The following is a 12,222-nucleotide window of genomic DNA, read 5'->3' as shown; positions in this document are numbered from 1 at the left end:
GAGCGTCACCCTCGGGCGGGGACGCGGCCGGCGCCGGGACGAGCTGTTCCAGGCGTTCCATCGCCACCGTCACGTCCAGCAGGGGATTCGTCAGGCCGGGGCCAGCGGGCAGTCGGAGTCGGCGCGTTCCACCAGGTCGGCGCGGAGGGCCGCGAGTTCGGCGGTGCGGGCGTCGATCAGGGCGATCTTCTGCCGCAGCAGTGCGGACAGCCGCTCGGCGGCGTCCGGCGCGCCGTCCAGCTCGGCGCCGGTGCGGGCGATCTCGGCGAGCGAGAAGCCGAGCGCCTGCGCGGTGCGGACGTACCGCAGCCAGGGCACCGCCTCCGGCGGGAAGTCACGGTAGCCGTTCGGCAGCCGGCGGGCCGTCAGCAGCCCGGTGCGCTCGTAGAAGCGCACCGTGTCCCGGCTCAGCCCGGTCTGCTCGGCGAGTTCCCCGATTCTCATGTCCCTGCCCCCGTCGGCGACTTGACCTTGGACAGTACTCCAGGGTCGAGCCTGGAGCGGTCCGCACAACGAGAGTCGAAGGAGTCCGCCCGATGACGCCCCGCCACCTCCGCGTGGTCCGCGCCGGCGCCTGGTACGACCTGCTGGTCACCGCCCCGTTCGCCACCCCCTGGACGTACGCCCTGGCCCACCGTTCACTGTCCGCCGCCGGGCGGGCCCTCGGCCTCGGCGAACTGCCGCCGCCGGAGCCGGTGCTGACGCTGTTCGCCAACCTGATGGGCTCGCTGGTGGTGGTGTGGGCGCTGCTGCGCCTACTGCGCCCGCTGCCGGTGCACGGGCTGTACGACGGCGCGGCCCGGGTGCTGTTCGCCTGCTGGCAGGCCTGGGCCCTGGCGCACGGCGCGACCGGCCTGCTGTGGGGATTCCTGGCCGTCGAGGTGGCGTTCGGCGCGGCCCAGCTGTGGCCGCCGGCCGCCGAGCGCATGGCGGTGGCGCGGAGCTGACGGTCGTCCCGGCGAGGTGGCCCGGTTGTCAGTGGCGGGCGGCAAAGTGGTGGGTGCACGGGGCGAACGGGAGTTCGTTCTCCCAGGTCAGCGCCGTGCCCATTCATTCTTCGCGCCCTTTCTGCGCAGTGTTCTGACGTCCCGTGAGATCGGAGCAGTCGATGACCACCGAGACGACCAGCGAGGTCCTGCGGCAGCACGCCGAGGACGCGTTCGCCGAGGAGCTGGCCGCCCTCGCCCGGCACGACGACCGGGCCCGGCCGGAGCGCTGGCGGCTGTCGCCGTGGGCGGTCGCCACCTATCTGCTGGGCGGCGAACTCGCCGACGGCACCGTGATCACGCCCAAGTACATCGGCCCGCGCCGGGTGATCGAGGTCGCCGTGACCACGCTGGCCACCGACCGGGCGCTGCTGCTGCTCGGCGTGCCCGGCACCGCCAAGACCTGGGTGTCCGAGCACCTGGCCGCCGCGATCTCCGGCGACTCCACGCTGCTCGTCCAGGGCACCGCCGGCACCCCCGAGGAGGCCGTCCGGTACGGCTGGAACTACGCGCAGCTGCTCGCCCACGGGCCCAGCGAGGACGCCCTGGTGCCGTCCCCGCTGATGCGCGCCATGCGGGACGGGCAGATCGCCCGGGTCGAGGAACTCACCCGCATCCCCGCCGACGTGCAGGACAGCCTGATCACCATCCTGTCCGAGAAGACCCTGCCGGTGCCCGAACTCGGCACCGAGGTGCAGGCGGTGCGCGGCTTCAACGTGATCGCCACCGCCAACGACCGCGACCGCGGCGTCAACGAGCTCTCCTCCGCGCTGCGCCGCCGCTTCAACACCGTGGTGCTGCCGCTGCCCGCCACCCTCGACGAGGAGGTGGAGATCGTCACCCGCCGGGTCGGCCAGCTCGGCCGCTCCCTCGACCTGCCCGAACTGCCGGGCGGCGCCGAGGAGATCCGCCGGGTGGTCACCGTCTTCCGCGAGCTGCGGGCCGGCCTGACCGCCGACGGCCGCACCAAGGTGAAGACCCCCAGCGGCACCCTCTCCACCGCCGAGGCGATCTCGGTGGTCACCAACGGCCTTGCGCTGGCCACCCACTTCGGTGACGGCGTGCTGCGGGCCGGCGACGTCGCGGACGGCATCGTCGGCGCGGTGGTCCGCGACCCGGTCGCCGACCGGCAGGTGTGGCGCGAGTACGTGGAAGGCGTGGTCCGCGACCGCGACGGCTGGAAGGACTTCTACCGGGCCGCCCGGGAGGTCTCCGCGTGAGTGCCCAGGTGACGCTGCTCGGGGTGCGCCACCACGGCCCCGGCTCGGCCCGCGCGGTCGCCGCCGCGCTGGCCGCCCTGCAGCCCGACGCGGTGCTGATCGAGGGCCCGCCGGAGGCCGACGAACTGACCGGGCTGGCCGCCGAGAAGGACATGGTGCCGCCGGTCGCCCTGCTCGCCCATGTCAGCGACGACCCGGCGCGGGCCGCGTTCTGGCCGCTCGCCGAGTTCTCCCCCGAGTGGGTGGCACTGCGGTACGCCGCGGACGCCGGGGTGCCGGTCCGCTTCATCGACCTGCCCGCCGGGCAGAGCCTCGCGCTCGGCCCGCGCGGATCGAATCCGGGTGCCACAGAAGAGGCCGACGGCGCGTCAGAAGAAGAGGAGGAGGGGTCGGGAGTGCCGGGGGGCACTTCCGGGCCCGCCCCCGTCGACCCGATCGCCGAACTCGCCGCCGCCGCCGGGCACCTCGACCCGGAGGCCTGGTGGGAGGACGTGATCGAGCACCGCGCCCCCGGCGACGACCCCCTCGCGCCGTTCGCCGCCCTCGCCGAGGCGATGACCGCGCTGCGCGAGCATCACCCCGTCGAGCGGCGCGACCGGATCCGCGAGGCCGCCATGCGGCAGCAGATCCGGGCCGCCCGCCGGGCCGGGCACCGCACCATCGCGGTGGTCTGCGGCGCCTGGCACGTCCCCGCGCTGGCCGTCATGCCGACCGTCGCGCACGACCGGGCGCTGCTCGCCGAACTCCCCAAGAAGCTGAAGACCGAACTCACCTGGGTGCCCTGGACCCACCGCCGGCTGTCCCAGCACACCGGCTACGGCGCCGGCATCGACTCGCCCGGCTGGTACCACCACCTGTACACCACGCCCGAGCAGCCGCTCGCCCGCTGGATGACCAAGGTCGCCGAACTGCTGCGCGCCGAGGACCACCCGGTCTCCTCCGCGCACGTCATCGAGGCGATCCGGCTCGCCGACACCCTCGCCGCGATGCGCGGCCGCCCGCTGCCCGGCCTCACCGAGACCCTGGACGCGGTGCGCGCCGTCATGTGCGACGGCTCCGACCTGGCCCTCGCGCTGATCCACGACCGGCTGGTGGTCGGCGACGCGCTCGGCGAAGTCCCCGACGGCGCGCCCGCGGTGCCGCTGCAACGCGACCTGACCCGCCTTCAGCGCACCCTGCGGCTCAAGCCCGAAGCGACGAGCCGCGAACTCGTCCTCGACCTGCGCAAGGACCTCGACGCCGAACGTTCCCGACTGCTGCACCGGCTGCGGCTGCTCGGCCTGCACTGGGGACGGATCGTCCGCGACAGCGTGCAGTCCACCGGCACCTTCCGGGAGACCTGGCAGCTCGCCTGGGAACCCGAGTTCTCCGTCCGCCTGGTCGAAGCCGGCCAGTGGGGCACCACCGTGCAGGGCGCCGCCACCGGCAAGGCCGTCGCCGACGCGGCCACCGCCGAACTCACCGCGCTCACCGAACTCGCCGAACACTGCCTGCTCGCCGCCCTGCCCGACGCCCTGCCCGAGGTGATGCGACGCCTCGCCGACCGCGCCGCGCTCGACACCGACGCCGGACACCTCGCCACCGCACTGCCCGCGCTGGTCCGCACCCTGCGCTACGGCGACGTCCGGGCCACCGACACCAGCGCCCTCACCGCCGTCGCCCTCGGCCTCGCCGAACGCCTCTGCGTCGCCCTGCCCGCCGCCTGCACCGGACTGGACGCGGACGGCGCGAGTGCCCGGCGCACCGAGATCGACGCCGTCCACCAGGCGATCGCCCTGCTCTCCTCCACCGCGGTCGGCGAACAATGGGCCGGCACCCTCACCGCGATCGCCGCCCGCGAACCGCACGGCGGCCCGGCCACCGGCGTTCCCGGACTGCTGCGCGGCCGCGCGGTTCGGCTGCTGCTGGACGACGGACGGATCGACGCGGCGGAGGCCGGGCGGCGGCTGGGTCTCGTCCTCTCGGTCGCCTCCGGCCCCCTGGACGCCGCCGGCTGGGTCGAGGGCCTGGTCTCCGGCGGCGGGGCGCTGCTGCTGCACGACCCGGCGCTGCTCGGGCTGATCGACACCTGGCTGTGCGGCGTCCCCGCCGACACCTTCACCGACCTGCTGCCGGTCCTGCGCCGCACCTTCTCCTCGCTGGAGACGGGCGTCCGGCACACCGTCGGGTCGCGGGTGGCCGCCGGACCGCTGAGCACGTCCGTGGCGGACAGCGGCCCCGACATCGAGGTGGACGCGGAGCGCGCGGACGCGACGACGCCGGTGCTGGCGCTGTTGCTGGGCGTGCAGGTGGGCATCCCGCGCCAACTGGACCGCCGCGCCGGTTGACCGGCCCACAGGATCCGTGTTCCGCGGCGCCCCGATCCTTCCCTCTTTCTTTCTTCCGCTTCGCGCAGTTCCCCGCGCCCCTGACGGGGCGTGGGGGTTAAGGAGTGATTCAAAGTGACTGTCCGTCAGGATGATGAGCGGATGCGGCGCTGGCGGCTGGTGCTCGGTGCGGACGGGGACGGGACCGGGGTGCGGCTCTCGCGGCGGGATGCGGCGATGGACGGGGCGCTGGGGGCGTTGTACCGGGAGGACGGGAAGCGCTCGGCGGGGCTCGGGGGGTCGGCGCCGCAGGTGGCACGGTGGTTGGGGGACATCCGGGAGTACTTCCCGACCAGCGTGGTGCAGCTGATGCAGCAGGACGCGATCTCCCGGCTGGGCCTGGACCGGCTGCTGCTGGAGCCGGAGATGCTGGCCGCGGTGGAGCCGGACGTGCATCTGGTCGGGACGCTGCTGTCGCTGAAGCACGCGCTGCCGGAGACCACCCGGGAGACGGCGCGGATGGTGGTCGGCAAGGTGGTCGCGGAGCTGGAGCGCCGGCTGGCCGACAAGACCCGTTCCACGCTGGGCGGGGCGCTGGACCGCAGCGCCAAGGTGAACCGGCCCAAGCACCGGGACATCGACTGGGACCGCACGATCCGGGCGAACCTGTCGAAGTACCTGCCGGAGTACCGCACGGTGGTGCCGGAGCGGCTGGTCGGCTACGCGCGGGCGCAGCGGGCGGTGAAGAAGGACGTGATCCTGTGCATCGACCAGTCCGGGTCGATGGCGCCGTCGGTGGTGCACTCGGCGGTGTTCGGCGCGGTGCTGGCGTCGATGCACAGCCTGGACACCCGGCTGGTGGTGTTCGACACCTCGGTGGTGGACCTGACCGAGCAGCTGAGCGACCCGGTGGACGTGCTGTTCGCGACGCAGCTGGGCGGCGGCACCGACATCAACCGGGCGCTGGCGTACTGCCAGTCGAAGATCACCCGCCCGTCGGAGACCGTCGTGGTGCTGATCAGCGACCTGTACGAGGGCGGCATCCGGGACGAGATGCTGAAGCGGGTGGCGTCGATGAAGGCGTCGGGGGTGCAGTTCATCGCGTTGCTGGCGCTGTCCGACGAGGGCGCGCCGGCGTACGACCACGCGCACGCGCAGGCGCTGGCCGCGCTGGGGGCCCCGGCGTTCGCCTGCACCCCGGACGCGTTTCCGGACATCATGGCGGCCGCGATCGAGAAGCGTCCGCTGCCGGTGCCGGACCGGCAGTGACGGTCAATGGCCGCGGGTACCACCCGTCGGGGTGATCCTGTGGTGCGGCCGACCGTCGCGCGCCCCGGGGCCGCCGACGGCCCGGCGACACGCCGGGTCGGGTCCGCTGTGACGGTTCTCACGAAGGTCGAGCCGGTCCCGGGCGAAACACGCCCGCCGTCCGGGGATAACCTGCCATGCGGACGTGACGCGCGTGTTGATCCACGATGCGCCCGGCAACTGGGTGGGCCGCAAGGCCGTACATCTGCGTACCCGCTCAGCGCCGACGACCCGCAGCGAAGATCCTGCCGTGGCACGCTCGTAGAGACACATTCCGCGACCACGAACAAGGACAAACACGTGGACCTGTTCGAGTACCAGGCGAGGGACCTCTTCGCCAAGCACGGTGTACCCGTGCTTGACGGCGATGTCATCGAGACCGCCGCAGACGCTGCCGCCATCGCGGAGCGCTTCGGCGGCCGAGCCGTCGTCAAGGCTCAGGTGAAGGTGGGTGGCCGAGGCAAGGCCGGTGGCGTGAAGCTCGCGTCCGACCCGCAGGACGCCGTGGCCAAGTCCGAGGCCATCCTCGGCATGGACATCAAGGGCCACACCGTCCACAAGGTGATGCTGGCGCAGACCGCGTCCATCGAGGAGGAGTACTACGTCTCCTTCCTGCTCGACCGCACCAACCGCACCTTCCTGGCCATGGCCAGCGTCGAGGGCGGCATGGACATCGAAGAGGTCGCGGCCACCAAGCCCGAGGCGCTCGCGAAGATCCCGGTGGACGCCAACGAGGGCGTGACCGCCGAGAAGGCCGCCGAGATCGTCGCCGCCGCGAAGTTCCCGGCCGAGGTCGCGGACCAGATCGCCGAGGTCCTGCAGACCCTGTGGACCGTCTTCGTCAAGGAGGACGCCCTCCTGGTCGAGGTCAACCCGCTGATCAAGTCCGGCGACGGCAAGATCATCGCCCTGGACGGCAAGGTCTCCCTGGACGCCAACGCCGAGTTCCGTCAGCCGGAGCACGAGGCGCTCGAGGACAAGGCCGCCGCCAACCCGCTGGAGGCCGCGGCCAAGGCGAAGGGCCTGAACTACGTCAAGCTCGACGGCCAGGTCGGCATCATCGGCAACGGCGCGGGCCTCGTCATGAGCACCCTGGACGTCGTCGCGTACGCCGGTGAGAACCACGGCGGCGTGAAGCCGGCCAACTTCCTCGACATCGGTGGCGGCGCGTCCGCCGAGGTGATGGCGAACGGCCTGGAGATCATCCTGGGTGACACCGACGTCAAGTCGGTCTTCGTCAACGTCTTCGGCGGCATCACCGCGTGCGACGCGGTCGCCAACGGCATCGTGCAGGCCCTCGCGCTCCTGGAGAGCAAGGGCGAGGCCGTCACCAAGCCGCTCGTCGTCCGCCTGGACGGCAACAACGCGGAGCTGGGTCGCCAGATCCTGACCGACGCCAACCACCCGCTGGTGCAGCAGGTGGACACCATGGACGGCGCCGCTGACCGCGCCGCCGAGCTGGCCAACAAGTAAGGAAGGGGACTTAACACCATGGCTATCTTCCTTACCAAGGACAGCAAGGTCATCGTCCAGGGCATGACCGGCTCCGAGGGCATGAAGCACACCCGCCGCATGCTCGCCTCCGGCACCCAGATCGTCGGCGGCGTGAACCCGCGCAAGGCCGGCACCACCGTTGACGTGGACGGCACCGAGGTCCCGGTGTTCGGCACCGTGGTCGAGGCGATGGAGAAGACCGGTGCCGACGTCACCGTCATCTTCGTCCCGCCGGCGTTCACCAAGTCCGCCGTGGTCGAGGCCATCGACGCCGAGATCGGCCTGGCCGTGGTCATCACCGAGGGCGTGCCGGTGCACGACACCGCCGCGTTCTGGGCCCACGCCGGCGCCAAGGGCAACAAGACCCGCATCATCGGCCCGAACTGCCCCGGCCTGATCAGCCCCGGACAGTCCAACGCGGGCATCATCCCGGCCAACATCACCGGCCCGGGCAAGATCGGTCTGGTGTCGAAGTCCGGCACCCTGACCTACCAGCTCATGTACGAACTGCGCGACCTCGGCTTCTCCTCCGCGGTGGGCATCGGCGGTGACCCGGTCATCGGCACCACCCACATCGACGCCCTCAAGGCGTTCCAGGAGGACCCGGAGACCGAGCTGATCGTGATGATCGGCGAGATCGGCGGCGACGCCGAGGAGCGTGCCGCGGCCTACATCGCCGAGCACGTCACCAAGCCGGTCGTCGGCTACGTCGCGGGCTTCACCGCGCCCGAGGGCAAGACCATGGGCCACGCCGGCGCCATCGTCTCCGGCTCCTCCGGCACCGCCCAGGCGAAGAAGGAGGCCCTCGAGGCCGCCGGTGTCAAGGTCGGCAAGACGCCGTCCGAGACCGCCCGCCTGGCCCGCGAGCTGATCGCCGCCGCCAAGTAAGGCAGCGCCGCTTCCGCTTCGGCTTTCGGCACGAAGGCGCCGTCCACCGCGAGGTGGGCGGCGCCTTCGGCGTTCGGCGGGGCGGTCGGGTCGCGCGGTGTGCGGAGGGGGCGTGCGCGCGGGTCGTCGGGGTGGTGGCGGGACGACGACGGCGGTGGGGTGGTGGGGCGGTGCGAGCGGCGGGCGCAGCGGGCGGTCGGGTTGGTGGTGTTTCGACGGGTCGGGCAGGTCGTGCGGTGGGGTGGTGCGAGCGGCGGGCGCGTGGGGCGTTGGGGTGGTGGTGCTCGGCGGGTCGGTCGGGTCGTGGGGGGCGTGCGGGTCGTGCGGGGACGGGCGGGGTCCTGACCAGGCCCCGAAGGGCGACGGGGGGCCGGTCAGGACTCGCGCGGTCGGCAGTGCGCCAGTGGTACGCACGCGTCGGCCAGTGGGGGCGGAAGCCGGCGGTGTGCTGCCGGTGGGAGCAGCGGTCGGCGGGGCGCCCCGAACGGCCCGGGCGGCAGGGCGTCCACGCTGTTCGCGGTGTCCCCGTCGTCGCCGTCGGACGGCTGCACCGACGGCAGCACCCGGGCCGGTGGGCCGACCAGTCGGGCCGGTACCCCCGGCGTCGGGCCGCACCACGGCGTCCGAATGCCCGGCGCGCCGGCCCCCGCCGCCGGCCCCGCGCTGCCCGAGCCCGCCGCCGTGCAGGCCGTCGCCGCCGGCAGGCCCGCCCGCAGCAGGTCGGCCGGGCCCACGCCCAGCAGGGTGGCCGCCACGGCCGCGCCCACCGCCACCGTCAGCGTGGCGGCCGCGCCGGTCAGCAGGCCGGTGTGCAGGCGACTGTCCGCCACCAGCAGGGCCGGCGAGGGCAGCCGGGGGCCCGGGCAGCCGTGCACTGCGGCCTTGTGCAGCAGTTCCCCCAGCCGCTCCACGAACTCCGGGTCGGCCGGGTCGCCGACCAGCGCCGGAACCTCCCGGGCCAGCGACGCGCGCGCCGAACGCACCCGGGCCTCGGCCGCCGCCGTGCTCGACTCCACCTCCACCGCCAGCTGCTCCACCGACAGCCCCAGGGTGTCGTGCAGCACCAGCGCCCGGCGGCGCGGCCGGGACAGCCGCTGCAACGCCTTCAACAGCGCCCGGTCCCGGGGCGTCAGCCGGGTCGGAGGCTCCGGGACGACCGGCTCGGCGACCTTGATCCGGCGCCGCGCCGCCCGCCGCAGCACCCGGGTCCGGCGCGGGCCGCCCCGGTGCCACGGCGACAGCGCCAGGTCGAACGCCGCCGACCGCACCCACCCCTCCGGGTCCGCCGCCGACACCTCCGCCCAGCGCCGCCCCGCCGCCCCCAGTGCGAGGTGCACACAGTGCACGGCGCGGTGCCGGTGGCCGGTCAGCAGGAAGGTCTGCTGCACCAGACGGGTGTGCACCAGGGCGACGAAGTCCTCGAACCCGGCGGGGGTTTCGTCCTCGGCGGACGGGCGGGCCCCGGCGGGCTGCTGCGGGAATCCACCGGACGGGGCGTGGGGGGCTTCGGGGTCGGCGGGCCTGGGCTTCGGGCGGCGGGCGGGGTCGGGTGTCGGTGAGGTCTTGGTCGCCGGGGAGTCAGGGGCCGGTTCCGTGCCCGGTGTTGTCGCTCGGGGAGCCTTGGCGGGCTTGCGCTTCTGGCGGCGGGCGGGGCCGGACGCCGGTGAGGCCTTGGCGGGTGGCGCGGCAGGGCCGGCCTTTGCCGGTCTGCGTTTCGGGGCGGTGGTGGCGGGCGGCGGGGCGGTGGTGGCGGGCCGTGGGGTGGCGTTCGGAGCGTCAGGGGCCGTTTTTGCGTCGGACGTTGCCCCCGGTGGGGCCAGGGCGGTGGCGAGGGCGGCGGCTTCCTCGGGGGTGCGGGCGCCGAGTTTGCGCACGGCGCGGTTGAGGTGGGCGCGGGCGGTGCCGGGGGAGACGCCGAGGTTGCGGGCCATGATGCGCAGGTCGTCGTCGCCGGCGGCGACGCGCGCCAGCGCATGAGCCTCGCGCGGGGTGAGGCTGCGCAGCAGGTCGCGGGTGCGGGAGGGGTCTCCGGTGGTGCGCGCAGGTCCGGCGGTCAAAGGTGAAGTCACCGCAATCCTCCGCTGTGAATCCGTCCCGGCAATAGGCACATGTACTGATAATCCGGGACACGGCGAAGGTTTGCGCGTTGACACCCCGTAACGCGCGGCCTTGGCAGCATGTGGCTCATGACGCAGCTGATGGGCCGTCCGATCCTCGGCCTGCCGAGCGAACTCGACAGTCGTTCCTCCCTCGCCGATCTGCTCGCCGGAGTACGTACCGCGCTGCTCACCCTGTCCGTGGTCGCCGTCCCGGTGTTCGGCCTGTGGGTGCTGGCCCCGTACGGAGACGACTCGGCGGAGGGTGCGGCCAGGACGGCGTTCGGGCTGTGGCTGCTCGGCCACGGCGCGCCCCTCGCCCGGGGGCCCGAGGCCGCGCCGGTGACGGTCACGCCGCTGCTGCTCACGGTGGTCTTCGCGGTGCTGGTGGCGCGGGCCGGACGCCGGGTGGCCCGGCGCGCCCGGGGGCGCGGGTTCGTCCGCTGGCGCTCCCCCTTGGCGATGTACGCCGGGTACCAGTTGGTCTCGGCCGGAGCCGTCGCGCAGTGCGCCGATCCGGAGGCCGCGCTGTGCTCCCGGGGGGTCCTGGACCTGCTGGCGGTCGCCGGGTTGACGGCCGGTGCGCTCGGCTACGGGCTGTGGGGCGGGCTCGGCCGGCCCGGGCAGCTGCGGCGGCTGCCGCTGCCTGCCGCGCTGTGGCCGCCGGACGGCGCCGAGCCGGCGGTCCTGCGGGCGCTGGCCGGGTGGGCGGGCGCGCTGCTGGCCGGCGGCGGGGCAGTGTTCGGGGCGGCGGTGCTGCTCGGCTCGGCCGGACAGAGCGCCCAGCGCCTCGGCGGCGGCGCCGCCGGATGGCTCGGCATGCTGCTGGCCAGCGCGGCGCTGGTGCCCAACGCGCTGCTCTGGGCGGTGGGTTACGCGCTCGGCCCAGGCTTCACGGTCGGCGCGGGCAGCCACGCCGGGCCGCTGGGCACCGGGCTCGGTGCCGTCCCCGACTTCCCGCTGCTCGCCGTGCTGCCCGACCGGCGCGGTGCGGACTGGCACCTGCTGGCCTGCGCGATGCCCGCCGCCGCCGCGGTCGTCGCCGCGCTGTTGCTGGGCCGCGCCGCCACTCGTTGGAGTGTTTCGCAGACCGCCGGGGTCGCCGTCGTCGCCGCGCTGGCCGCCGCCCCGCTCGGCGTGCTGGCCGGCTGGTCCTGCGGGGGCGCGCTCGGCACCCGGCGGATGGCCGAACTCGGGTCGGTGCCATGGCAGTTCGGCCTCGCTCAGAGCGCCTGGCTGCTGGCCGTGGCGGTGCCGGGCGCGCTGCTCGCCCGCTGGTGGCACACCCGCAAGGGGGCGGGCCCGGTGGTACGCGCCCGGGTCGGCGCGTACCGCCTGGTGTGCCGCCTTGCCGCGTAGCGCCCACGCCCTGCCCACCCACCCACCCGTGACCCCGCCGCCGAGGTGAACCCGGGGTGGTCCGCTGCGCGGGGCTGGGGGGAGTGGGGTGAGTGGAGGGGGTGGTCCGCTGCGCGGGGCTGGGGGGAGGGGTGAGTGGAGGGGGCACAGTCCGCTGCGCGGGGCCGGGGGAGGGGTGAGTGGAGGGGGCACAGTCCGCTGCGCGGGGCTGAGGTCGGGAGAGGGGTGAGTGGAGGGGGCGGTCCGCTGCGCGGGGCCGGGGGGAGAGGGGTGAGTGAACGGGGGGCAGTCTGCTGTGCGGGGCTGAGGTCGGGAGCTGGGTGAGTTGATGGGGAGCGGACGCTGCGCGGGCCGACCCGGGGCAGTCCGCTGCGCGGGGCGGGGCTGGGAGAGGGATGAGTGGACCGGGGCATCCGCTGCGCGGGTCCGACCCGGGGTGGTCCGCTGTGCGGGGCTGGGGTCGGGAGATAGGTGAGTGAACGGGGGGCAGTCTGCTGTGCGGGGCTGAGGTCGGGAGCTGGGTGAGTTGATGGGGAGCGGACGCTGCGCGGGCCGACCCGGGGCA

At 74.2% G+C, this 12,222-nt stretch carries 9 protein-coding genes; 7 read left to right on the top strand and 2 right to left on the bottom strand.

The genetic code is table 11. From position 1 onward, the window contains the following. Positions 1-90: 90 nt before the first annotated feature. Positions 91-444, bottom strand: a complete 354-nt coding sequence (locus tag ACZ6R9_RS00605) for a MerR family transcriptional regulator (RefSeq protein WP_380488588.1) — start codon at positions 442-444, stop codon at positions 91-93. Positions 445-536: 92 nt separating this feature from the next. On the opposite strand from ACZ6R9_RS00605, the gene ACZ6R9_RS00600 reads away from it, so the two are divergent. The 6 genes from ACZ6R9_RS00600 (at position 537) to sucD (ending at position 8,202) form a co-directional block, all read left to right on the top strand. After that, positions 537-947 (top strand): hypothetical protein, encoded by a 411-nt coding sequence (locus tag ACZ6R9_RS00600; protein WP_465535594.1) that lies wholly within the window; start codon positions 537-539, stop codon positions 945-947. Positions 948-1,108: 161 nt separating this feature from the next. Continuing rightward, entirely contained in the window at positions 1,109-2,206 is a 1,098-nt protein-coding gene (locus ACZ6R9_RS00595; protein WP_380488590.1) for an ATP-binding protein, read from the top strand. Beyond that, complete coding sequence (locus tag ACZ6R9_RS00590; RefSeq protein ID WP_465535592.1) at positions 2,203-4,533, top strand: DUF5682 family protein; 2,331 nt, start codon at positions 2,203-2,205, stop codon at positions 4,531-4,533. The genes ACZ6R9_RS00595 and ACZ6R9_RS00590 overlap by 4 nt, the downstream gene beginning before the upstream one ends. Before the next feature lie 141 nt (positions 4,534-4,674). Continuing rightward, entirely contained in the window at positions 4,675-5,781 is a 1,107-nt protein-coding gene (locus ACZ6R9_RS00585; protein WP_380488617.1) for a VWA domain-containing protein, read from the top strand. 339 nt (positions 5,782-6,120) lie between these two features. Further along, the gene (gene sucC, locus ACZ6R9_RS00580; RefSeq protein WP_380488592.1) at positions 6,121-7,293 is read left to right on the top strand and encodes an ADP-forming succinate--CoA ligase subunit beta; all 1,173 of its coding nucleotides are present in this window, start codon (positions 6,121-6,123) and stop codon (positions 7,291-7,293) included. An 18-nt stretch (positions 7,294-7,311) separates the two neighbouring features. Further along, complete coding sequence (gene sucD / locus ACZ6R9_RS00575) at positions 7,312-8,202, top strand: succinate--CoA ligase subunit alpha (protein ID WP_043914454.1); 891 nt, start codon at positions 7,312-7,314, stop codon at positions 8,200-8,202. A gap of 374 nt (positions 8,203-8,576) precedes the next feature. On the opposite strand, the gene ACZ6R9_RS00570 is transcribed toward sucD, so the two are convergent. Then, a complete protein-coding gene (locus ACZ6R9_RS00570) occupies positions 8,577-10,271 on the bottom strand; it encodes a sigma factor-like helix-turn-helix DNA-binding protein (RefSeq protein WP_465535589.1) in 1,695 nt (564 codons plus the stop codon). Between the two features lie 117 nt (positions 10,272-10,388). Between ACZ6R9_RS00570 and ACZ6R9_RS00565 the strand changes: the two genes are divergently transcribed. Then, positions 10,389-11,657, top strand: a complete 1,269-nt coding sequence (locus tag ACZ6R9_RS00565) for a cell division protein PerM (RefSeq protein ID WP_465535587.1) — start codon at positions 10,389-10,391, stop codon at positions 11,655-11,657. Positions 11,658-12,222: the final 565 nt, after the last annotated feature.

This window comes from Kitasatospora sp. NPDC048662, from assembly GCF_055587065.1.
This window is presented reverse-complemented; position numbering and strand designations above follow the sequence as displayed.